The sequence below is a fragment of the Janibacter cremeus genome (genome assembly GCF_029395675.1).
Lineage (GTDB): Bacteria > Actinomycetota > Actinomycetes > Actinomycetales > Dermatophilaceae > Janibacter > Janibacter cremeus_A.
Genome location: NZ_CP115184.1, coordinates 521021 through 543248, shown reverse-complemented (window position 1 = coordinate 543248; position 22228 = coordinate 521021). Strand labels below are relative to the sequence as shown.

Below are 22228 nucleotides of genomic sequence, written 5' to 3'. Positions count from 1 at the left end.
ACTCTCACCCCATGAGCGACACCGTGGCCGCCTTCCTCGACGAGTGCACCGATCTCGATGCCCTCGTCGCCGCCCTGGACGACTCGGACTGGGCCCACGACACCCCGGCGAAGGGGTGGACCGTCGCCCACCAGATCGCCCACCTCGCGTGGACCGACGAGGTCGCCGTGCTCGCCGCGACAGCGCCGCAGGAGTTCGCGAGAGAGGTGGAGGCGGCCCTGCAGAACGTCACGGGGCACGTGGACGAGCAGGCGGCGAAGGGAGCAGCCGCTCCCCCGGTCGAGCTGCTGGCGCGGTGGCGCACCGGTCGCGAGAAGCTGGCCGACGCCCTTCGCTCCACCCCCGACGGGACGAAGCTGCCGTGGTTCGGCCCACCGATGAGCGCGCGGTCGATGGCCACGGCCCGCCTGATGGAGACCTGGGCCCACGGACAGGATGTCGCCGACGCCCTGGGAGTGCGCCGCGAGCCGACCGACCGGCTGCGCGACATCTGCCACCTCGGGGTGCGCACGCGCGACTTCGCCTACATCATCAACGACAAGGACACCCCCTCCGTGCCTTTTCATGTCGAGCTGGCCTCCCCCGGCGGCGAGCCGTGGGTCTGGGGTGAGGACGGGGACGACACCGTCACCGGGTCAGCCGAGGACTTCGCCCTCGTCGTCACCCAGCGGCGCGAGCTCGCCGCCACCGATCTCGTCGCCACCGGGGAGGCGGCCCACTGGCTGACCTTCGCCCAAGCCTTCGCCGGGGCGCCGACCCGGGCGGGAGCGCAGGCATGAGCACCGGGACGGGCGAGGCACTGCGCGTCGGCAACTGCTCCGGCTTCTACGGCGACCGGCTCTCCGCGATGCGGGAGATGCTCGAGGGCGGGGAGCTGGACGTCCTGACCGGGGACTGGTTGGCCGAGCTGACGATGCTCATCCTCGCCCGCGACCGGATGAAGGACGAGAGCACCGGATACGCCAAGACCTTCCTGACACAGCTGCGCGACTGCCTCGGGCTCGCCATGGACCGGGGAGTGACGATCGTCGCCAACGCAGGGGGCGTCAACACCCCGGGCCTGGTCGCCGCGATCCGCGCGCTGGCCGCCGAGCAGGGCCTCTCCCCCACCGTCGCCCACGTGCGCGGCGACGATCTCACCCCGCGCGCCGACGCTCTCGCCCTCGGCACCCCGCTGGGTGCGCACGCCTACCTCGGCGGCTTCGGCATCGCCCGTGCCGTGTCCTCGGGCGCGGACGTCGTCGTCACCGGTCGGGTCACCGATGCGTCGGTCATCGTCGGCCCGGCGATCGCGCACTTCGGGTGGGGCCGCGACGACCTCGACGCCCTCGCGGGTGCGACCGTCGCGGGCCACGTCATCGAGTGCGGCACCCAGGCCACGGGCGGCAACTACGCCTTCTTCACGGAGATCGAGGACCTCGTCCACCCGGGCTTCCCGATCGCCGAGATCCTCCCCGACGGGTCGAGCACCATCACCAAGCACCCGGGGACGGGCGGTGCGGTCACCGTCGGCACCGTCACCAGCCAGCTGCTCTACGAGGTGCAGGACGCGCGCTACGCCGGCCCGGACGTCACCACCCGACTGGACTCGATCTCCCTTCGCCCGGACGGCACGGACCGCGTCTCGATCACCGGGGTGCGTGGGGAGGCCCCACCGCCGGACGTCAAGGTGTCGCTGACGTCCCTGGGGGGCTTCCGCAACGAGATGACGATGGCCGTGACCGGACTGGACGTCGAGGCCAAGGCGGAGCTCGTCAAGCGCCAGTTCCACGACGCGCTCACCACCGCCCCCGCCGAGCTGACGTGGACGCTGGCGCGCACCGACTCCGCAGACGCCCCGACGCAGCAGCAGGCCGCGGCGTTGCTGACCGTCGTCGCGCGCGACCCGGACGCGAAGGTCGTCGGTCGTCCCTTCTCGAGCGCGGCCATCGAGATCGCCCTGGCGTCCTACCCCGGCTTCCACACGCTCGCTCCACCGTCCACCGCCACGCCCTACGGCGTCTTCACGCCCGGCTACGTCCCGCAGTCGGTGCCGCACCATGAGGTCGTCCTCGACGACGGCTCCGTCGAGAACGTCCCACCTCCCATGACGACGCAGGCCCTCGAACCGTTGACGGACCCCCACACCTCGCAAGAGCCCAAGCAGTTGCACGGGCAGGACCCCCACACCTCGCAAGAGCCTAGGCAGTTGCAGGAGGGCGCCACCGTCCGTGCGCCGCTGGGCACCGTCGCCGGCGCCCGCTCCGGGGACAAGGGTGGCAACGCCAACATCGGCGTGTGGGTGCGCGACGACGCAGCCTGGCCGTGGCTGTCCGGGCTGCTCACCCCCGAGCGGGTGCGCGAGCTGCTCCCGGAGACCGACGACCTGCCGCTGACCGTCATCCACCTGCCGAACCTGCGCGCCGTCAACATCGTCATCGGGGGCCTGCTCGGCGAGGGCGTCGCGTACAACGCGCGCTTCGATCCCCAGGCCAAGGGGCTGGGCGAATGGCTGCGTGCCCGGCAGGTCGACATCCCAGCGACCCTGCTCGACCCGACGGAGGACCGATGAGCCACGAGGACTGGTACACCGAGGAGCTGACGGCCCTGCGCGCGACGACGAGCGAGTTCGTCCGACGCGAGGTCCTGCCGCACCAGGACGCGTGGGAGCGCGACGGCGAGCTCCCCCGCGAGCTGCACCGCACTGCCGGCGGCCTCGGCCTCATCGGGGTCGGCTTCCCCGAGACCGCCGGCGGCGGGGGCGCCGGCCAGCGCGCCGCGGTGGTGGTGGCGGAGGCCTTCCACGAGGCCGGTGCGGCCGGGGGCACCTACGCCTCCCTCTTCACGGCCGGCATCGCCTGCCCGCACATCGTCACCGCCGGTGACCCGGCCCAGATCGAGCGCTGGGTCGCCCCGACGCTGGCCGGCGAGATGATCGGTGCGCTGGGCATCACCGAGCCGGACGGCGGATCGGACGTCGGCGGCCTGCGCACGAGGGCGCGAAGGGAGGGTGACGAGTACGTCGTCAACGGGACCAAGACGTACATCACCTCGGGTGTCCGAGCCGACTTCGTCACCACCGCCGTGCGTACCGGCGGCGAGGAGCACCGGGGCAGCCGCGGGCTCTCCCTCCTCGTCCTCGAGAAGGGCATGCCGGGCTTCGAGGTGACCCGGCGCCTGGACAAGATGGGCTGGCGCTCCTCGGACACCGCGGAACTGGCCTTCACCGATGTGCGCGTCCCGGCGAGGCACCGCGTCGGCCCGGAGAACGCCGGCTTCCTGCTCATCGGCAGCGCCTTCCTCACCGAGCGCATCGCCATCGCCGCGCAGGCGTACTCGCAGGCCCAGCGCTGCCTCGACCTGACGACCGAGTGGTGCCGGGAGCGACGCACCTTCGGTCAGCCGCTCATCTCCCGCCAGACGGTCCAGGACACCCTCGTGGAGATGACCTCCCGGATCGAGGTCGCGCGGACCTACACCCGCTCGGTCGTCGACCGGCACGAGGCCGGAGAACCGCTCACCGAGCTCATCCCCGCCGTGTGCTTCGCCAAGAACACCGCGACGCAGGCTGGCGAATGGGTCGCCCACCAGGCTGTCCAGCTCTTCGGCGGGATGGGCTACATGGCCGAGTGCGAGGTGGAGCGGCAGTACCGCGACATGCGCATCCTCGGCATCGGCGGGGGCACCGTCGAGATCCTCAACCAGATGGCCGCACGACGATTGGGACTGGTGGCATGACCATCCTGCACAGCACCCTCGACCCGACGACCCCCGAGGCGCAGGCCGCGGCGGACGCGATGCACGCCTCCCTCGCCGACATCGGCGTCGAGGTCGCTCGGGCCGTGGATGGTGGCGGGGAGAAGTACGTCACCCGGCACCACGACCGCGGCAAGCTCACCGCCCGCGAGAGGGTGGAGCTCCTGCTCGATCTGGAGTCCCCGTTCCTCGAGCTGGCCACCCTCGCCGGTTACGGGTCGGACTTCACCGTCGGCGGCTCCGTCGTCGCCGGCATCGGCCTCGTCAGCGGCGTGGAGTGCCTCGTCGTCGCCAACGACCCGACCGTCAAGGGTGGCGCGAGCAACCCGTGGTCGTTGAAGAAGACGCTGCGGATGCACGAGGTGGCGCTGGCCAACCGGCTCCCGGTGATCTCGCTCGTCGAGTCCGGTGGAGCCGACCTGCCGACCCAGAAGGAGATCTTCATCCCCGGTGGCGCGATCTTCCGCAACCTCACCCGGCTCTCCCGGGAGGGCATCCCCACGATCGCGCTCGTCTTCGGCAATTCCACCGCCGGCGGTGCCTACCTGCCCGGCATGAGCGACCACGTCGTGATGATCGAGGAGCGCTCCAAGGTCTTCCTCGCCGGGCCCCCGCTCGTCAAGGCGGCCACCGGCGAGGAGTCCGACGACGAGTCCCTCGGCGGCGCCGACATGCACGCCCGCGTCTCCGGGCTCGCCGACCACTACGCGCGTGACGAGCAGGACGCCATCCGGATCGGGCGGACCATCGTCTCCCGCCTGAACCACCGCAAGGCCTCCGGTCCGGTCACCGCCGAGCCCAGGCCACCGCGGTACCCGGCCGAGGAGCTGCTGAGCATCGTCCCGTCGGACCTGAAGTCCCCCTTCGACCCGCGCGAGGTGATCGCCCGGATCGTCGACGACAGCGACTTCGACGAGTGGAAGCCGCTCTACGGCACCTCCCTGGTCACCGGGTGGGCCCAGCTGCACGGCTTCCCCGTCGGGATCCTCGCCAATGCCCGCGGTGTGCTCTTCAGCGAGGAGTCGCAGAAGGCGGCCCAGTTCATCCAGCTGGCCAACCGCTCGAACACCCCGCTGCTCTTCCTGCACAACACCACCGGTTACATGGTCGGCAAGGAGTACGAGCAGGGCGGGATCATCAAGCACGGCGCGATGATGATCAACGCGGTGTCCAACTCCACCGTCCCGCACATCTCGGTGCTGCTGGGCAACTCCTACGGCGCCGGCCACTACGGGATGTGCGGACGTGCCTACGACCCGCGGTTCGTCTTCACTTGGCCGTCCGCACGCTCCTCCGTGATGGGCGCACAGCAGCTCGCCGACGTCACCTACTCGGTGTCGAAGGCCTCCGCGCTCGCGCAGGGCAAGCCCTTCGACGAGGAGGGCGCCCAAGCCGTGCGCGACTACGTCGAGGGACAGATCACCGCGCAGGCGATGCCGATGGTCCTCTCCGGCCTCGTCTACGACGACGGCATCATCGACCCCCGCGACACCCGGGACGTTCTCGGGATCGCCCTGTCCGCCATCCACACCGCACCGGTCGAGGGGACCTCCTCCTTCGGCGTCTTCCGGATGTGAGGAGCACCGTGAACTCTCTCGCCACCACACCTGCCACCCCGATCCGATCGGTCCTCGTCGCCAACCGCGGGGAGATCGCCCGCCGGGTCTTCGCGACCTGCCGTGCCCGCGGGATCGCCACCGTCGCCGTCTTCTCCGACCCGGACGCCGACAGCCCGCACGTGAGCGAGGCCGACGCCGCGGTCCACCTGCCCGGCAGCTCCCCCACCGACACCTACCTGCGCGGTGACCTCGTCATCGAGGCCGCCCGGCTTGCCGGGGCCGACGCGATCCACCCCGGGTACGGCTTCCTGTCCGAGAACGCCGCCTTCGCCGAGCGGGTCCGCGCCGCGGGACTGACCTGGATCGGTCCCGACCCACGCTCCATCGACGTCATGGGCAGCAAGGTCGAGTCCAAGCAGCGCATGGCCGAGGCCGGCGTCCCGGTCCTCGACCGCATCGCCCCCGAGGAGGTCACGCAGGAGCACCTGCCGGTGCTCGTCAAGGCCTCCAGCGGCGGTGGCGGCCGCGGCATGCGGGTCGTGCGCACCCTGGCCGAGGTCGACGAGGCCGTGGCCTCCGCCTCCCGGGAGGCGGACTCGGCATTCGGCGACCCCACCGTCTTCGTCGAGCGCTACCTCGAGACCGGGCACCACGTCGAGGTCCAGGTCATGGCCGATGCCCACGGCACCGTGTGGGCGCTCGGCGAGCGGGAGTGCTCGCTGCAGCGCCGCCACCAGAAGGTCATCGAGGAGGCCCCCTCGCCGCTCGTCGAGCGGGTCGGCCCGCAGATGCGTGAGCGCCTTCTGCAGGCCGGTCGCGACGCGGCCACCGCGGTCGGCTATTGCGGCGCCGGCACCGTGGAGTTCCTCGCCCTGCCCGACGGCTCCTTCTGGTTCCTCGAGATGAACACCCGCCTGCAGGTCGAGCACCCGGTCACCGAGGCGGTCACCGGCACCGACCTCGTCGGTCTGCAGTTCGACGTGGCCGAAGGGAGGTCCCTCCCCGCGCAGGAACCGGCCACCCGTGGGTGGTCGGTCGAGGCGCGGCTCTACGCCGAGGACCCGAACGCCAACTGGCGCCCCCAGACCGGGACGGTGGCGGCCCTGTCCGTGCCCGGCGTCGCCACACGGTTTGCGGTCGCGCCCGAGCACGGCATCCGGCTCGACTCCGGCGTGGAGACCGGGTCGGTCGTCGGTACCCACTACGACGCGATGCTGGCCAAGGTCATCTCCCGGGCTCCCACCCGGGAGGAGGCGGTCCGCGAGCTCGCGGCCGCGCTGCGCCGCAGCCGGATCCACGGCATCACGACGAACCGGGACCTGCTCGTCGAGAGCCTGCTGCACCCGGAGTTCCTCGACGGCACCGCGGACACCGGCTTCTACGGTCGGTACGACCCGAGCACCTTGACCAAGGGCACCGCCCTCGCCCCGGAGCTCGCCGGGCTCGTGGCCGCCCTCGCCGACGGTGCACGCCAGGTCGCCCAGCGCCCCGTGCTGCGGTCGGTGCAGACCGGGTTCCGCAACGTGCCCTCGACCTTCCAGCGGCGCACCTTCGCCCACGGCGACGACGAGGTCGTCGTCGGGCACCGGATCGGGCGGGACGGCCTCGAGCTGGAGTCGCCCCCTTCGTCCGCGGACCGGGTGGTCCTCGTCGAGGCGGACCCGACCTGCGTCGTCCTCGACCTGGACGGCGTGCGGCGTCGCTTCGACGTCGCCTGGATCGCCGGTGACGGGCCGGGTCAGGAGATGGTCGCCGTCGACTCCCCGCTGGGGTCGAGCACCCTGGGCCTGCCACCCCGCTTCGTCGACCCGTCGGCCCTGACCCCCGGGGGCGCGCTCGTCGCACCCATGCCGGGCACGATCACCGGCGTCCACGTGGAGCCCGGGGACGTCGTCGAGGCGGGACGGACGGTGCTCACCCTCGAGGCGATGAAGATGGAGCACGCGGTCACGGCGTCGGCTGCCGGTACCGTCACCCGGGTGGCGGTGGCGGTGGGCCAGCAGGTCGACCAGGGCGCCACGCTGGCCGTCGTCGAGGACGACGCGACCGGCGACGCCGCCGTCGCTGCCGACGACAGCGACAGCAGAGACATCGAGGAGAGGAACGCAGGATGAGCGCACCGCAGGGACCCCGGGTCAGGACCGGGACGAGCTCGGGCGTCATGACGATCACCCTCGACTCGCCGCACAACCGCAACGCCCTCTCCGACCGGCTCGTCGCCGAGCTGACCGAGGGGCTGGCCGCGGCCGAGCGCGACGACGACGTCCGCTGCGTCGTGCTCACGCACACCGGCACGACCTTCTGCGCCGGGGCGGACCTGTCCGAGGCGAGCAGCAACACCGCCGACGACCCCGCCCGGGCCCGCGCCGACCAGCTCGTCGACCTGCTGCGGGCGATCGTCGCGCTGCCGAAGCCGGTCATCGGCCGGATCGACGGGCACGTGCGCGCGGGTGGCATGGGGCTGGTCGGGGCGTGCGACATCGTGATCGCGAGCGACGCCGCGACCTACGCGCTCACCGAGTCCCGGTTGGGGCTGGCCGCATCGGTCATCTCGCTGACCGTGCTGCCGAGGATCGACCCACGGGCCGCCGCCCGGTACTTCCTCACCGGCTCGAAGTTCGACGCTGCCGAGGCCGCGCGCATCGGGCTGGTGACCGAGGCCGTGGTCGGGACCGACGAGCTGGACGAGGCCGTCGCCGGGGTGACGGGTGCCTTCGGCAGGTGCTCGCCGCAGGGCCTGCGCGAGAGCAAGGCGCTGGTCACGCACGAGGTCCTCGACCACATCGATGCCCACCGCGACCGGGTCGCCGACCAGTCCGCGCGGCTCTTCGTCAGCGAGGAGGCCCGTGAGGGCATGACGGCCTTCATGCAGAAGCGCTCTCCCCTGTGGGCGCCGAGCGAGGGATGAGCGCGATGCGCACGACGACCGAGCCGAAGCAGGACCGCAGTCGGGCCACCCGGCAGCGGCTGCTCGAGGCCACCGTGCACTGTCTCGCCGAGCGTGGGTGGACCGCGGCCACGGTCTCGGTCATCGCCGACGCGGCGGGGATCAGTCGCGGAGCGCTCCAGCACCACTTCCCCACCCGGGAGGCGTTGGTCGTCGCAGCCCTGGAGTACATGTTCCAGGAGCGCGCGACCCGCGTCGAGCAACTGCCCGCGCCGACCGGTGACGGTCCTGCGCGCGTCCACGCGGTCGTCGAGACCCTCGTCGAGACGTACAACGGCGAGCTGTTCCGGGCGGCCCTGCACGCCTGGACCGCGGCAGCCGCCGACGAGCAGGTCCGCGAGGTCATCGCCCCCCTGGAGCGCCGATTCGCCCGGTCCGTCCACGACCTGGCCGTCGCCCACCTCGGTGTCGACGACTCCGACCCGCACGTGCGCACCCTGATCCAGACCACCCTGGACATCGCCCGCGGCCTCGCCCTGGCCGACCTGCTCACCGACGACTCCAAGCGTCGCCGTCGGGTCGTGCGCACGTGGTCGCGCATACTCGCGACCGAGCTGGGCTTCGCCGACTGAGGCCGCTGGCTGGCCGGTCGCACGGCGGCTCGGTCACGCAGGTCGACCGGCTCGTGCTGACCTTGGCCGTTCGAAGAAGGAAGGCGACCTGTGGGTCGCGTTCCTTCTTCGAATGGGGAAGACCCACCCACGAGTCATCGGACTCGCGCACACGTTCGTCAGTCAATCGCTCCTTGTCCACACCATGGCCGTGCAAGGCCCCGCGGCCCACCGATCGCAGCAGTCTTCCGGCATGGAGCACCAGCAGCCCTCCGGCATGGAGCAACTCAGCCGCAGTCGGCTCAGCGCACTGCTGAGGGAGCGTGCGCTCGAGGCAGCGGACGCCAGCGACGGAGTGCTCTCCCGTACGCAGCTGCGCGCACTCGGTGTGGGAAGGGACCGCGTGGCAAGTCAGGTTCGAGCCGGTCGGTGGCAGCTGCACGGTCGTCAGACCGTTGCTCTGCACACCGGGGCGCTGTCATCCCTCGCCCTGGCGTGGCGAGCTGTCCACGAGAGCGTCGGGGATGCCCGAGTCGACGGGGTCACCAGCCTCCAACTGGCCGGCGTCACAGGTCTCAGCGACCAGATCGTCCACGTCTCGCTGCACCACCTGTGCCAGGTGCGTGCCATCGACGGCGTGGTCCAGCACAAGGTGTCCCGACGGATACCCGGAGACTCCGAGCTGCCCGGTCTGCCCCGGACCACTCCGGCACTCGCTGCGCTGCGAGCAGCCCAGTGGGCGGTGTCCGACCGTCAGGCCGCGCTCTTCCTCGTCCTCCCGACCCAGCAGCGCATCACCACGGCGGCGCACCTACGCGAGGCCCACGCCCAGTATCCGGGCCGCAGGCGTCGTTCCCTCGTCACGCGACTCGTCGATGACATCGCGGACGGGGCCCAATCGCTCGGCGAGCTCGAGATCGTGCCCCTGCTGCGCCGACGTGGCCTCCCCACCCCGACACGTCAGGCACTCCGGCGTATCGATGGCCGCGTCAGGTACCTCGACGTGGGCTGGGAGGACATCGGCCTCGCTCTGGAGATCGACGGCGCAGCACACTCCGAAGGACTCGAGGTCACCTTCGACCACCTTCGCGGGAACGCCATCACCATGGGCGGTGACGTCATCCTGCGCATGAACCTCATCGGTCTCCGGTTGCATCGCGATGCCTTCATCGACCAGGTGGTGGAGGCACACCGGCTCCTGAGCGCCCGGCGGGATCATCGGTAGCGCGCTCTCACGTCGTCATTCGAAGAAGCATCGCGACATGGCGGCCGCGTTTCCTCTTCGAATGGGGACAGGAATCGCTCGGCGGCAGACACAGTGGCGCCGAGAGACCCAGGACAGGTGCTCGCTCCGGCGAACCCTCAGGCTCGGGTCACCGGCTCGGTCGCCCCAATCCGGTCGAGGACCCAGGCCCACTCCCAGGCGGCCTGCTCCCAGGCGTCGTAGCGCCCCGAGCGGCCACCGTGCCCGGCGCTCATCTCGGTGCGCAGCAGGATCGGGCGCTGCTCGTCGTGGGCGGTCACCTCGCGCAGGCGGGCCACCCACTTCGCGGGCTCGGTGAAGTACACGCGGGTGTCGTGCAGCGAGGTCGTGGCGAGGACCGCCGGGTACTCGACGGCGGCGATGTTCTCGTACGGGGTGTAGCCGCGCATGTACGCGTACACCTCGGGGTCGTGCAGCGGGTCCCCCCACTCCTCCCACTCCTGCACCGTCAGCGGCAGGTCCGGGCGCAGGATCGTCGTCAGGGTGTCGACGAAGGGCACGGCCGCCAGCACCGCCGCGAAGCGGTCGGGCGCGAGGTTCGTCGCGGCGCCCACGAGGAGACCGCCGGCGGACCCCCCTTCGGCCGCCAGGCGGTCCCGCGCGACCCAGCCGCTGTCGTGGAGGTGCTCCGCGGCCGCCACGAAGTCGGTGAAGGTGTTGCGCTTGTGCAGCATCTTGCCGTCGTCGTACCAGTGCCGGCCGAGCTCGCCGCCACCGCGCACGTGCGCGACGGCGTAGACGACCCCGCGGTCGAGCAGGGAGAGCCGGGCGATGGAGAAGTAGGGGTCGAAGCTCATCTCGTAGCTGCCGTACCCGTAGAGCAGCCCGGGGTTGGTCCCGTCGGCCCGGGTGCCGCGCCGCATGACGAGGGAGACGGGCACCCGCGTGCCGTCCGGGGCCGTCGCCCAGGTGCGCTTCTGCTCGTAGTCGTCGAGGTCGACTCCCCCGAGGACCGGCTGGCGCTTGAGGACGATGCGTTCGCCGGTCGCCACGACGACGTCCAGGACGGAGCGGGGGCTGACCCAGGACTCGTGCAGGACGCGGATCCGGTCGGTGCCGGGCTCGGCGATCGGGCCCAGGGCGACGGAGTGCAGCTCGTCGTCGAAGGTGACGTCGACCGGGTCCCCGTAGTCGCTCGGGGAGAACGGTGTCGACCGTCCCCCGCCCTCGACCCGCGGCAGGATCCGCAGCGCCGGCAGACCGCCGGCACGCAGCGACAGGACGGCGAAGTCGTCGAAGGCATCGACGCCGATGAAGCGCTCGTCCTCCCCGCGCTGCAGCAGCGGCTGCCACTGCTCGGGACCAGTCGCGTCGAGCGGCGCCCAGGCGAGGTCACCCTCGGGCTGGCGTTCGTTGTGCACGATGAGCAGGTGGTCGGCGGCGGGCTCGACGTCGTAGTCGACGCCATCGCGGCGCGGCGCGACGCAGCGTGCCGGTGCCGTCGGGTCGGTGGCGTCGATGAGGTGCACCTCCGAGGTCGTCTTCGACCCCAGGCCCAGCACGATCCAGCGGTCGTCCCGGCTGGTACCCAGACCCATCCAGAACCGCTCGTCCTCCTCACGGTGCACGAGCACGTCGTCCTCGCGGGGCGTGCCGACCGCGTGGCGCCACACCTCGTGCGGTCGCCAGGCCTCGTCGACCGCGACGTGGAAGAGGTGGTCGCCGTCGCGGGAGAACGCCAGGCCGTACCCCGCCCCGCTGATCGCCTCGTCGAGGACCTCACCGGAGGCGATGTCGACGACGCGCACGTCGAAGCGCTCGTCGCCGGTGACGTCGACCGCGTAGGCGAGACGGGAGTGGTCGTGGCTGACATCGAGCCCGCCGAGGGAGAAGAACTCGTGCCCCTCCGCGAGCGCGTTGCCGTCGAGGAGGACGACCTCGCCGGGCAGCGGCCGGCTCGGGTCGAGCTCGGGCACGGCAGTGGCGTCGGTCAACGGCGCGCGGCAGTGGATCGCGTACTGCTGGCCCTCGACCGTGCGGGCGTAGTACCACCACGGCCCCGAGGCGATGGGGACGGACAGGTCGGTCTCGAGGGTGCGCTCCTTGATCTCGTCGAAGAGCCGTTGGCGAAGGGGGCCCAGGTGCGCCGTCGTGGCCTCGGCATAGGCGTTCTCCGCCTCGAGGTGCGCCAGGACGTCGGGGTCCTCGCCGTCGCGCATCCACTCGTAGGGGTCGACGACGTCGTCCCCGTGGTGGCTGCGCACGTGCTCGCGTTTCTCCGGCACTGGCGGGGTCGCGTGCGCCTGGCTCTGCGTCATCTCGTGGGCTCCTTGGTTGCTCGTCGCGTCACTCACGCCGACACCGCCCGGGCGCCGAGGATGACCTTGAGGTCGCCGATGAGCGCCTCGCTGGGCTCGACCCGGTAGCTGGCGTCGACGGACATCGTCACCGACCGCCCGGGCTGGATGAGCTTGATCTGCACGTCGGTGCTGCCCGGGTGCTGCGAGAGCACCTGCTTGACCTCCTCGATCCGCCCGGTGGTCGCGCGGGCGTAGTCGAGCGTGAGCACGACCGGGCCGCGGGGCCCGTCGGTGAGCTCGGGGATCTTCAGGTCCTCCGCGTAGAGGGAGACGGAGTCGTCGCGCACGTTCACCCGGCCGCGCACGACGGCGACGATGTCCTGGGTGAGCATCGTCTGCACCGTCAGGTAGGTCTTGGGGAAGAACAGGCACTCGATCGCTCCCTCGAGGTCCTCGACGGTCGCGATGGCCCACAGGTCGCCCTTCTTGGTGCGCTTGACGCTCAGCCCGGTGACGAGCCCGGCGATGGTGACGTGGCTGTTCTCCTTCACGCCGTTGTCGGACTGGGTCAGCGTCGCGATGGAGGTGTCCGCGGCGCGCTGGAGCACGTGCTCGACGCCGAAGAGCGGGTGGTCGGAGACGTAGAGCCCGAGCATGTCGCGCTCGTTGGCGAGCTTGGCCTTCTTGTCCCACTCGACATCGGGGATCGCCCGGAGGCCCATCCCCTCGATGCCGGACCCGGGACCGTCGTCGGCGGCCTCGTCCCCGCCGAACATGTCCCACAGCGAGTCCTGGCCGACGGCCTCCTGGCGCTTGACGCCGACGAAGGCCTCGACGTACTCCTCGTGGACCATGACCAGGCCCTGGCGAGGGTGGTCGAGGTCGTCGAAGGCGCCGGCCATGATCAGCGACTCGATGGTGCGCTTGTTGCACACCACTGCCGGGCACTTGGCGAGGAAGTCGTCGAAGGAGGTGAACGCCCCCTTCTCCTCGCGGGTGGCGATGATCGCGTCGACGACGTTGCGGCCGACGTTGCGGATCGCGAGCAGCCCGAAGCGGATGTCCTCGCCGACGGCGGCGAAGGGCCCCTCGGACTCGTTGACCGACGGCGGCAGCACCTTGATGCCCATGCGACGGCACTCGTTGAGGTAGAGCGCCGACTTGTCCTTGTCGTCACCGACGGAGGTCAGCAGGGCCGCCATGTACTCAGCCGGGTAGTTCGCCTTGAGGTAGGCCGTCCAGTACGAGACGAGACCGTAGGCGGCGGTGTGCGCCTTGTTGAAGGCGTAGTCGGAGAAGGGAACGAGGACGCCCCACAGCGCGGCGACCGAGGCCTCGTTGTAGCCGTTGGCCTTCATCCCCTCGGAGAAGGGCACGTACTCCTTGTCGAGGACCTCCTTCTTCTTCTTGCCCATCGCGCGGCGGAGGAGGTCGGCATTGCCCAGGGTGTACCCCGCGAGCTTCTGCGCGATCTCCATGACCTGCTCCTGGTAGATGCAGTTCGACAGCACCATGCCGCTGGAGACGAAGTTGTGGACGTCCTCGACCGTGATGTCGTAGACGGGCTCCTCGTCCCCGACACGGATCTCCACCACGCGGTTCCAGTCCAGAGACGCGGCGAAGTGGTCCTCGGGCGTCCCCATGGCATCGAGGTAGGCACGCGAAGTCTCGTTTAAGGGGTAGAGGAAGGATCCGTCGAAGAGCGGATGGGTGGTCTTCGGGGAGTCGACGCGGTCCTGACGCCATAGGTGGCGACGAAGCGCCGGCAGGGTGGCCGGGCCGTGCGCCATGGTTCGGTGCGTGCGCGTCGACAGTGCGGGGTCCGACCGCACGACATCACCGGCACGGACGAGCATGTGCTCCCAATCGATGCCGCGGCTACGAGATGCCGTGTGCAGTTCGGCCCGTGGCGAGACCTTGGCCTGGTGGACCATGGCAGGCACGATGAGCTGCCAGAAGCGCTCGTCGTACACGTGCACCGTCCACACGTCTTGGATGCCGTGACGTTGCGACAGGTAACTGTCAGTGTGCTTCAGCCGAGACGGGATGCCCAGACCCGACAGGACCTCCTGCACGTCCTCGGCGAGCTGCATGCTGATCGTCTTGTAGAAGGCCAACTTCGACCCCACGTGGCCGTCCCCGTCCCAAAGAGCGGCGAGCAGGCGTGTGCGTGCCTCGAGGCTCGCACGCTTCATCTGCTCGGGGACGAACTTGTGACCTGAGGTCGTCTTTCCTGCGTAGCCGAGCTCGCGCAACCATCGGTTGACTCCGATGGCGGTGAAGCAGCCTCTCGTGGGGTTGCCTCCGTTGCCACTCCCTCCAGGAGCCGCGGCCAGACGTACGCGCGGCGCCCGCCGGTCCAGGCAGTCCTCGACCGGGAACGTGTCGTCGAAGAGCGCCAAACACAGCCGGGACACCTCCTGGCGCAACTCGGGCGTGGAGCTGATGAATGTGTTCTCGTACAGCGTGATGTAACCGTCCGATACGAGGTAACCCAGCAGTGCAGCCTCATCCGGGGTGACCGTCGAGGGCGAAGTCCACTCCTGCTCGTCACGTGGACGGGCGATCCGGTCGACGCCTGCCACGAGTTGCCCAGCAGGGATCCACCCCCGGGGGGTGAGCACCTTGTGGTCGGCCGACAGCCGCATCCTCTGGCCCGAGGAGGTGACCACGGTGAGCACCTTCTTGGGTGGCATCTGCCACCAGTGCGTCACCCGTCGGCGCACGACGGCGCCGGTGTCGTCCACGCCAAAGGTGAAGAAGCCGTCACGGACTCTCTGCTCCAGCGCGTCGACTCGTACCCGCTCCCCGGAGTCGGCGTCGATGATCGGCGTCTCCCCCGCGACGCACAAACCGTGCGTCGTGCCCAGGATCGGCTCGAGCGCCTCGACCATCTGCGGCTGCAGCTTGCCCTTCAGCTGCGGGTCGAGCGGGACGACCTCCTGACGGCCGTTCTTGCGCAACGCGAAGTTCGTGTGCGCGTTCACGCCCATCGGGCCGGGTCGGTACAGCGCGAGGGCGGCGGAGATGTCCTCGAAGTTGTCCGGCTGCATCAGTCGCAGCAGCGTGCGCATGCCGCCGCCGTCGAGCTGGAAGACGCCGAGGGTGTCGCCACGACCGAGGAGGCGGTAGGTCGCCTCGTCGGTCATGTCCTTGCTCAGGGCGTCGAGGTCGATCTCCTCGTCGCGGTTGCTCTTGATGTTGATCAGGGCGTCGTCGAGGATCGTGAGGTTGCGCAGGCCCAGGAAGTCCATCTTGACCAGCCCGAGCGTCTCGCACGTCGGGTAGTCGAACTGGGTGAGCACCTGGCCGTCCTGCAGGCGACGCATGATCGGGATGACGTCGATCAGCGGCTCGCTGGACATGATGACGCCGGCCGCGTGCACACCCCACTGCCGCTTCAGGCCCTCCAGGCCCTTGGCGGTCTCGACGATCTCGCCGAGGTGCTTCTCGCTCTGGACGAGGTCGCGGAACTCCTGGCCCTCGTTGTAGCGCTCGTGCTGCGGGTCGTACATCTTGTTCAGCGGGACGCCCTTGCCCATGACGTCGGCGGGCATCGCCTTGGTCAGCTGCTCGCCGACGGAGAAGGGGTGGCCCATGACCCGGGCGGCGTCCTTGACGGCCTGCTTGGCCTTGATCGTGCCGTAGGTGGCGATCATCGCCACTCGCTCGTCGCCGTACTTGTCCGTGACGTACTGGATGACCTCGGCGCGGCGACGCTCGTCGAAGTCGACGTCGAAGTCGGGCATCGACTGTCGCTCCGGGTTGAGGAAGCGCTCGAAGATCAGCCCGTGGGGGATCGGGTCGAGGTCGGTGATCCCCATCGCGTAGGCGCACATCGACCCGGCACCGGAGCCACGGCCCGGCCCCACCCGGATGCCGTTGTCCTTCGCCCAGTTGATGAAGTCGGCGACGACGAGGAAGTACCCCGGGTACCCCTTGCCCGCGATGACCCCCACCTCGTAGTCCGCCTGCTTCTGCGCGTACTCCGGGATCCCGTCCGGGAAGCGCCGACCCAGCCCGGTCTGCACCTCCTTGACGAACCACGACTGCTCGTCCTCCCCCGGTGGGACGTCGAAGCGCGGCATGTACCGCCCTTCCCCCTCCGTGAAGGAGACCTCGCACATGTCGGCGACGAGCAGCGTGTTGTCGCAGGCCTCCGGCAGCTCGCGCCACAACCGGCGCATCTCCGCCGGGGACTTCAGGTAGTAGCCATCGCCCTCGAAGGAGAACCGGTCGGGGTCGAGCAGCGTCGAGCCGGAGTTGATGCACAGGAGCGCGTCCTGGGCGATGTAGTCCTCCTGCTTGACGTAGTGCAGGTCGTTCGTCGCCAGGAGCGGCAGCTGCAGGTCCCTCGCCAGGCGCATCAGGTCCTCGCGCACCCGGCGCTCGATCTGGTTGCCGTGGTCCATCAGCTCGAGGAAGTAGTGCTCCCTGCCGAAGATGTCGCGGAACTCCGAGGCGGCCTCGATCGCCTTGTCGTACTGACCCAGGCGCAGCCGCGTCTGGATCTCGCCGGAGGGGCAGCCGGTCGTCGCGATGAGCCCCTCGCCGTACTGCGACAGCAGCTCGCGGTCCAGCCGCGGCCACTTGGCGTACACCGAGTCCAGGGAGGCCATCGAGTCCATGCGGAAGAGGTTGTGCATCCCGGTGTTGTTGCGCGCCAGCAGCGTCATGTGGGTGTAGGCGCCACCACCGGAGACGTCGTCGCCCTTGCGGGTGCGCTCGTCGCCCCACTTCACCCGCGTCTTGTCCTTGCGGCTGGTGTGGCCGGGCGCGACATAGGCCTCGAGGCCGATGATCGGCTTGACGTCGTAGGACTGCGCCGTCTTCCAGAACTCGTGGGCACCGAAGAGGTAGCCGTGGTCGGTCGTCGCGATCGCCGGCATGCCCATCTCCTGGGCGGTGGAGAACATGTCCGTGATCCGGGCAGCCCCATCGAGCATGGAGTACTCGGTGTGGTTGTGCAGGTGGACGAAGTTCTCGGAACGCGGCAGCTCGGACATCGCCCCGAGTCTAGGCCGAGCCAGGGACAACTCGGTCCCTGCCCGACGAGTGGCGCGACCGGCCGCCGATCGCGTACCACGAGCCGCTCGCCGCGCCGCTACCCTCCTTCCTTCTCCCCCGTCAGCGGTGGGTCTACCGTCGGAGGAGACACCGTCGCCAGCCACAGGAGGCCCTGAGGATGTTCGTCCCCATGTCCGTGAACCACTTCCTCGACCGCGCCGCGAAGGTCTACGGCGAGCGCACCGCCGTCGTGGACGAGCCGGACCAGCCGGCGCCGCCGCTCGAGGGCGTGACCTACGCACGGATGCGCCAGCTGGCCCGGGCCCAGGCCGCGCACCTGGACTCCCTCGGCATCGAGGTCGGCGACCGGATCGCCGTCGTCTCGCACAACTCCGCCCGCCTGCTGACGAGCTTCTTCGGTGTCGCCGGCTCCGGACGGGTCCTGGTGCCGATCAACTTCCGCCTCGCGCCCGAGGAGGTGAAGTTCATCGTCGAGCACTCCGGCGCCCGCGTCCTGTACATCGACCCCGAGCTGACCTCCCTCATCGACGAGGTGCAGGCCGAGCACACCTTCGTCCTCGGTGACGACGAGCACCTCTTCGGTACCGAGGAGGAGATCGCGGCCGCGGACCCGCGCCCCTGGGAGCCCGACGAGAACGCCGTCGCGACGATCAACTACACCTCCGGCACGACGGCCCGCCCCAAGGGAGTGCAGATCACCCACCGCAACATCTGGGTCAACGCGGTCACCTTCGGCCTGCACGCCGGCATCGGCGACCGTGACGTCTACCTGCACACGCTGCCGATGTTCCACGCCAACGGCTGGGGCATGCCCTTCGCCATGACCGGCGTCGGTGCCCAGCACGTCGTCATCCGCAAGATCGACGGCGCGGAGATCCTGCGGCGGGTCCAGGAGCACGGCGTCACCGTCATGTGCGCCGCACCCGCCGTGGTCAACGCCGTCCTGGCGGCGGCGGCCGAGTGGGAGGGCGAGATCCCCGGCCGTGACCGGGTGCGCATCATCGTCGCCGGCGCCCCGCCGCCCACGCAGACGATCGCCCGCGTCGAGACCGAGCTCGGCTGGGAGTTCCAGCAGATCTACGGCCTCACCGAGACCTCGCCCCTGCTGACGATCAACACCACCCGCGCCGAGTGGGACGACCTTCCGCCCGAGGAGCGCGCCGGCAAGCTCGTGCGGGCCGGGATGCCCGCGCTCGGAGTCGAGATGTCGGTGTCGGAGTCCGGGGAGGTCCTGGCGAAGAGCAACGTCATCATGGAGGGCTACTGGAACCTCCCCGAGGAGACCGAGCGGACCTTCGAGGGCGGCTGGTTCCACACCGGTGACGGTGGCTACATCGAGGACGACGGGTACGTCACGATCAGCGACCGCAAGAAGGACGTCATCATCACCGGCGGTGAGAACGTCGCCTCCGTCGAGGTCGAGGACGTCCTCTTCTCCCACCCGGACGTCACCGAGGTCGCCGTCATCGGCGTCCCCGACGAGAAGTGGGGCGAGACGATCAAGGCCCTCGTCGTCGTGACCGAGGGGTCCACGGCCACCGAGGCCGACCTCATCGCCTGGTGCAAGGCGCGCGTCGCCGGCTACAAGTCGCCGACCTCCGTCGAGTTCCGCGAGGAGCTCGCCCGCACCGCCACGGGCAAGCTGCAGAAGTTCAAGCTGCGCGCCCCGTACTGGGAGGGGCGCGACCGCCAGGTCAACTGACGCGGGGGTTCACGACCCACGCGGGCGAAGGGGGTGGCGCACCGGCGTTCGGCCGGCGCGCCACCCCCTTCGCTCACCTCTGCTACATTGTTTATCGATACATCGAAGAACAATGTAGTCGTCAGGGAGGACCCCATGGCCCGCACATCCACCACCCGGCTGCGGCGCGACGCCGGCGCCTCGATCTTCGCCTTCGGCCTCGCCGGGCTCGCGCTGCTCGTGCACGTCATCCACAGCGTCACCGACCGGTGGTCGGCGGACGTGGTGGCGCTGGCGGCCCTGGACCCGGACGAGCTGCCGAGGACCGTCCTCGTCGCGACCGCCGACCTGCCCGGATGGGCGCTCGTCACCCTGCGCGCCGCCGACGTCCTCCAGTGGGCCACCGCCGCGGCCGTGCTCGTCCTGCTGTCGCTGTGCGTCGTGGCGATGCTGCGCGGGGACGTCTTCACCCGCGCGACGGCGCGGTGGGCCACGGCCGCGAGCTGGATCGTCATCGTGATGCTCCTGGTCCCGTCCCTCCTGCGCCGACCGGCGACGAACCTCGCCCTCCAGGCACGGGCGGGTGATTGGGACGCCCAAGCGATCACGACGCAGTGGTGGTACCTCTACGTCGGGGCGATGACGCTGTCCTTCGTCGCCCTCGTCCTGCGCCGCGGCAGCCAGCTGCAGGCGGATCAGGACGGGCTCATCTGATGCCGCCGGAGGACCACCGGGTCGTCTGCCACCTCGACGCGCTGCTCGAGGCCCGCGGGATGACCGTCACCGAGCTCAGCCGCCGCATCGGGATCACCCACGCCAACCTCTCGGCGCTGAAGAACAACCGCGGCCGGGCCGTGCGCTTCTCGACCCTGACGGCCCTGTGCGACGCCCTCGACTGCACGCCCGGCGACCTGTTCTCCGTGCGCCGGTGAGGCCTCAGGACAGGTCGGCGAGCCGGTCGAGCGCCTGCTGCAGGTCGTCGGGGTAGGTGCTCTCGAAGTACACGTACTCGTTGGTGCCGGGGTGGATGAACCCCAGCCCCATCGCGTGCAGCCACTGCCGCTCGAGCCCGAGCTTGCGGGCCAGGGTGGGGTCGGCCCCGTAGGTCGGGTCGCCGACGCACGGGTGGCGAAGGGCGGCCATGTGCACCCTGATCTGGTGGGTGCGTCCGGTCTCGAGCGTCACGTCGAGCAGGGACGCGTGCCGGAAGGCCTCGATCAGCTCGTAGTGGGTGACCGCGTGCTTGCCGGAGTCCATGACCGCGAACTTGTACTCGCCGCTCGGGTGACGACCGATCGGCGCGTCGATCGTGCCGACGTGCGGGTCCGGCAGGCCCTGGACGAGCGCGTGGTAGGTCTTGTCGACCGTGCGCTGCTTGAAGGCCCGCTTGAGCACGGAGTAGGCGTACTCGCTCTTGCACACGACCATCAGCCCGCTCGTGCCGACGTCGAGCCGGGAGACGATCCCCTGCCGCTCGCTGGCGCCGCTGGTGGTGATCCGGTAGCCGGCGGCCTTGAGCCCGCCCAGCACCGTCGGACCGGTCCAGCCGACGCTCGGGTGCGCGGCCACGCCCACGGGCTTGTCCACGACGACGATGTCGTCGTCGTCGTGGATGATCCGCATCCCCGGGACCGGTTCGGCGACGACCTCCAGCTCGGGGCTGGTCGGTGCCGCCGGCAGGGCGATCTCGATCCGGGCCCCCGCGGTCACCCGCGTGGACTTCGCGACGCCGGCGCCGTCGATCTCGACCAGCCCCTCGGCGGCGAGCTCGGCGGCCCGGGTGCGGGAGAGGCCGAAGAGACGCGCCACGGCGGCATCGACGCGCTCCCCCTCGAGCCCCTCGGGGACGAGGACGTTGCGGACGTCACTCATCGGTCTCCTCCTTGGTGCCGGTGGCCGACGACGTGCTGCGGACGCGAGCCGTCGATGCCGATGTTGGTGAAGACGAGCCAGAGCAGCAGCCCGGCCCCACCGACGATGGCGATGTCGGCGACGTTGCCGACGAAGAGACCGCCGTAGTCGATGAAGTCGATGACGTGACCCTGCAACGGGCCCGGCTCGCGGAAGAAGCGGTCGTAGAGGTTGCCCAGCGAGCCTCCGAGCAGCAGTCCCAGCGCCAGGCTCCAGCGCACGGAGCCGATGCGCGGGACGGCAGCGAGGATCGCCACGGTGACCGCGACGGCGACGAGAGACATCACCCAGGTGACCGACCCCCCGATCGAGAAGGCCGCACCGGAGTTGCGGATGAGGCGCAGGCCGATCAGGTCACCGATCAGGCGGACCCCCGGCTCCCCGTCGAGGGTGCGCAGCGCCCACACCTTGCTCGCTTGGTCGATGCCGAGGACGACGATGGCGGTGACGGCGTACCACGCCAGGATCCGCGCGCGGGATCTCGCCGGGGTGGTCTCACCGTCCCCCGGTGGCTGTGTGGCGCTCAGCGGCGCTCCTGTGTGCTCTTGCATGTCATGCACAGGGTCGCACGCGGATAGGCCTGGAGTCGAAGCTTGCCGATCGGGTTGCCGCAGGACTCGCAGATCCCGTAGCTGCCGTCCTCGAGCCGCTCGAGCGCGTGGAGGTTCTGCTCCAGGCCCGCCCGGGCCCCGGCGACGAGGCTCAGCTCGTGCTCGCGCTCGAAGGACTTCGCCCCCGCGTCGGCCTGGTCGTCACCGGCACCGTCGATCGGTTCCCTGAGGAAGGCGGTCAGCTCGGTCTCCGAGGCCTCGAGGTCGGCCCGCTGCCGGGCGATCTCCTCCTCGAGCTCCGCGCGGACCTCCTTCAGCTCCGCGGCCGTCCACGGCGACTCGTCCTCCCGGACGACGAGCTGTCCGGCCCGGGTCGCCGTCGTGCCCCTGCCTGCCGAGCTCCTCGTCGTGGACTTCTTCGCGGGCGTCGTCGTGCTCGCCTTCTTCGCCGGCTTCTTCCCCCCGGACGTGGACTTCGCGCCGGACTTCTTCGCCGGCGTGGTCCCGTTCTCCGTGCTGCTGGCCGAACCCTTGGCAGGGGTGGCCTTCTTCGCGCCCGTGCTGCGGGCCGTCGACTTCTTCGCCGCCATGACCGTCCTCGGTATCAGGAGGTTCGTGCGTCGCGCACGGACCTGGTGTGCCCGCAGGGTACGTCCTTTTGACGGGTGAGAGCAGGATCACGAGCCGGCGATTCATCACCGCCGCCGACCGGCGTGGCGACGACGGAGGCGGCGGTGTCCGGGTGGACACCGCCGCCTCTC

General features: G+C 70.4%; 16 protein-coding genes. 11 read left to right on the top strand and 5 right to left on the bottom strand.

Annotated elements, in window-relative coordinates:
• Positions 1-11: 11 nt before the first annotated feature.
• The 8 genes from O9K63_RS02425 to O9K63_RS02390 all read left to right on the top strand — a co-directional run bounded on the left by O9K63_RS02425 (position 12) and on the right by O9K63_RS02390 (position 10017).
• Positions 12-779, top strand: a complete 768-nt coding sequence (locus tag O9K63_RS02425) for a TIGR03084 family metal-binding protein (protein WP_277240218.1) — start codon at positions 12-14, stop codon at positions 777-779.
• Entirely contained in the window at positions 776-2551 is a 1776-nt protein-coding gene (locus O9K63_RS02420) for an acyclic terpene utilization AtuA family protein (RefSeq protein ID WP_277240216.1), read from the top strand. Before O9K63_RS02425 ends, O9K63_RS02420 begins: the two co-directional genes overlap by 4 nt.
• Positions 2548-3717 carry an acyl-CoA dehydrogenase family protein gene (locus O9K63_RS02415; protein WP_277240214.1) on the top strand — a complete coding sequence of 390 codons (1170 nt, stop codon included), beginning with the start codon at positions 2548-2550 and terminating at the stop codon, positions 3715-3717. The genes O9K63_RS02420 and O9K63_RS02415 overlap by 4 nt, the downstream gene beginning before the upstream one ends.
• Entirely contained in the window at positions 3714-5312 is a 1599-nt protein-coding gene (locus O9K63_RS02410; protein WP_277240212.1) for an acyl-CoA carboxylase subunit beta, read from the top strand. The genes O9K63_RS02415 and O9K63_RS02410 overlap by 4 nt, the downstream gene beginning before the upstream one ends.
• A gap of 8 nt (positions 5313-5320) precedes the next feature.
• Positions 5321-7408 (top strand): biotin carboxylase N-terminal domain-containing protein, encoded by a 2088-nt coding sequence (locus O9K63_RS02405; RefSeq protein ID WP_277240210.1) that lies wholly within the window; start codon positions 5321-5323, stop codon positions 7406-7408.
• On the top strand, positions 7405-8202 hold the full coding sequence (locus tag O9K63_RS02400) for an enoyl-CoA hydratase family protein (RefSeq protein ID WP_277240208.1): 798 nt from the start codon (positions 7405-7407) through the stop codon (positions 8200-8202). The genes O9K63_RS02405 and O9K63_RS02400 overlap by 4 nt, the downstream gene beginning before the upstream one ends.
• Positions 8203-8207: 5 nt before the next feature.
• A complete protein-coding gene (locus tag O9K63_RS02395; protein ID WP_277240206.1) occupies positions 8208-8813 on the top strand; it encodes a TetR/AcrR family transcriptional regulator in 606 nt (201 codons plus the stop codon).
• Between the two features lie 232 nt (positions 8814-9045).
• Complete coding sequence (locus O9K63_RS02390) at positions 9046-10017, top strand: hypothetical protein (RefSeq protein WP_277240204.1); 972 nt, start codon at positions 9046-9048, stop codon at positions 10015-10017.
• A gap of 137 nt (positions 10018-10154) precedes the next feature.
• Here O9K63_RS02390 and O9K63_RS02385 read toward each other — a convergent pair whose 3' ends face one another.
• Both O9K63_RS02385 and dnaE read right to left on the bottom strand, forming a co-directional pair.
• Entirely contained in the window at positions 10155-12314 is a 2160-nt protein-coding gene (locus tag O9K63_RS02385) for a S9 family peptidase (protein ID WP_277242238.1), read from the bottom strand.
• A 32-nt stretch (positions 12315-12346) separates the two neighbouring features.
• Positions 12347-17302, bottom strand: coding sequence for a DNA polymerase III subunit alpha (gene dnaE, locus O9K63_RS02380; RefSeq protein WP_277240202.1), 4956 nt, complete (start codon positions 17300-17302; stop codon positions 12347-12349).
• Positions 17303-17493: 191 nt separating this feature from the next.
• On the opposite strand from dnaE, the gene O9K63_RS02375 reads away from it, so the two are divergent.
• The 3 genes from O9K63_RS02375 (at position 17494) to O9K63_RS02365 (ending at position 19937) form a co-directional block, all read left to right on the top strand.
• Positions 17494-19026 carry an AMP-binding protein gene (locus O9K63_RS02375; RefSeq protein WP_277240201.1) on the top strand — a complete coding sequence of 511 codons (1533 nt, stop codon included), beginning with the start codon at positions 17494-17496 and terminating at the stop codon, positions 19024-19026.
• A gap of 135 nt (positions 19027-19161) precedes the next feature.
• Positions 19162-19719, top strand: coding sequence for a hypothetical protein (locus O9K63_RS02370; RefSeq protein ID WP_277240200.1), 558 nt, complete (start codon positions 19162-19164; stop codon positions 19717-19719).
• The gene (locus tag O9K63_RS02365; RefSeq protein WP_277240199.1) at positions 19719-19937 is read left to right on the top strand and encodes a helix-turn-helix domain-containing protein; all 219 of its coding nucleotides are present in this window, start codon (positions 19719-19721) and stop codon (positions 19935-19937) included. Before O9K63_RS02370 ends, O9K63_RS02365 begins: the two co-directional genes overlap by 1 nt.
• Before the next feature lie 4 nt (positions 19938-19941).
• Here O9K63_RS02365 and O9K63_RS02360 read toward each other — a convergent pair whose 3' ends face one another.
• Genes O9K63_RS02360 through O9K63_RS02350 form a run of 3 tightly spaced genes read right to left on the bottom strand, consistent with a single transcriptional unit; the run spans position 19942 to position 22057 of the window.
• The gene (locus O9K63_RS02360) at positions 19942-20877 is read right to left on the bottom strand and encodes an RluA family pseudouridine synthase (RefSeq protein ID WP_277240198.1); all 936 of its coding nucleotides are present in this window, start codon (positions 20875-20877) and stop codon (positions 19942-19944) included.
• Positions 20874-21467 (bottom strand): signal peptidase II, encoded by a 594-nt coding sequence (lspA, locus tag O9K63_RS02355; RefSeq protein WP_277240197.1) that lies wholly within the window; start codon positions 21465-21467, stop codon positions 20874-20876. Before lspA ends, O9K63_RS02360 begins: the two co-directional genes overlap by 4 nt.
• Entirely contained in the window at positions 21440-22057 is a 618-nt protein-coding gene (locus tag O9K63_RS02350; RefSeq protein WP_277240196.1) for a TraR/DksA family transcriptional regulator, read from the bottom strand. Before O9K63_RS02350 ends, lspA begins: the two co-directional genes overlap by 28 nt.
• Positions 22058-22228 lie beyond the last annotated feature (171 nt).

Excerpts from the sequence above, each read along its gene's own strand:
- O9K63_RS02425 (WP_277240218.1), top strand. The coding sequence starts at position 12 with ATGAGCGACACCGTGGCCGCCTTCCTCGACGAGTGCACCGATCTCGAT.
- O9K63_RS02420 (WP_277240216.1), top strand. The coding sequence starts at position 776 with ATGAGCACCGGGACGGGCGAGGCACTGCGCGTCGGCAACTGCTCCGGC.
- O9K63_RS02415 (WP_277240214.1), top strand. The coding sequence starts at position 2,548 with ATGAGCCACGAGGACTGGTACACCGAGGAGCTGACGGCCCTGCGCGCG.
- O9K63_RS02410 (WP_277240212.1), top strand. The coding sequence starts at position 3,714 with ATGACCATCCTGCACAGCACCCTCGACCCGACGACCCCCGAGGCGCAG.
- O9K63_RS02400 (WP_277240208.1), top strand. The coding sequence starts at position 7,405 with ATGAGCGCACCGCAGGGACCCCGGGTCAGGACCGGGACGAGCTCGGGC.
- O9K63_RS02395 (WP_277240206.1), top strand. The coding sequence starts at position 8,208 with ATGCGCACGACGACCGAGCCGAAGCAGGACCGCAGTCGGGCCACCCGG.
- O9K63_RS02390 (WP_277240204.1), top strand. The coding sequence starts at position 9,046 with ATGGAGCACCAGCAGCCCTCCGGCATGGAGCAACTCAGCCGCAGTCGG.
- O9K63_RS02385 (WP_277242238.1), bottom strand. The coding sequence starts at position 12,314 with ATGACGCAGAGCCAGGCGCACGCGACCCCGCCAGTGCCGGAGAAACGC.
- dnaE (WP_277240202.1), bottom strand. The coding sequence starts at position 17,302 with ATGTCCGAGCTGCCGCGTTCCGAGAACTTCGTCCACCTGCACAACCAC.
- O9K63_RS02375 (WP_277240201.1), top strand. The coding sequence starts at position 17,494 with ATGTCCGTGAACCACTTCCTCGACCGCGCCGCGAAGGTCTACGGCGAG.
- O9K63_RS02370 (WP_277240200.1), top strand. The coding sequence starts at position 19,162 with ATGGCCCGCACATCCACCACCCGGCTGCGGCGCGACGCCGGCGCCTCG.
- O9K63_RS02365 (WP_277240199.1), top strand. The coding sequence starts at position 19,719 with ATGCCGCCGGAGGACCACCGGGTCGTCTGCCACCTCGACGCGCTGCTC.
- O9K63_RS02360 (WP_277240198.1), bottom strand. The coding sequence starts at position 20,877 with ATGAGTGACGTCCGCAACGTCCTCGTCCCCGAGGGGCTCGAGGGGGAG.
- lspA (WP_277240197.1), bottom strand. The coding sequence starts at position 21,467 with ATGCAAGAGCACACAGGAGCGCCGCTGAGCGCCACACAGCCACCGGGG.
- O9K63_RS02350 (WP_277240196.1), bottom strand. The coding sequence starts at position 22,057 with ATGGCGGCGAAGAAGTCGACGGCCCGCAGCACGGGCGCGAAGAAGGCC.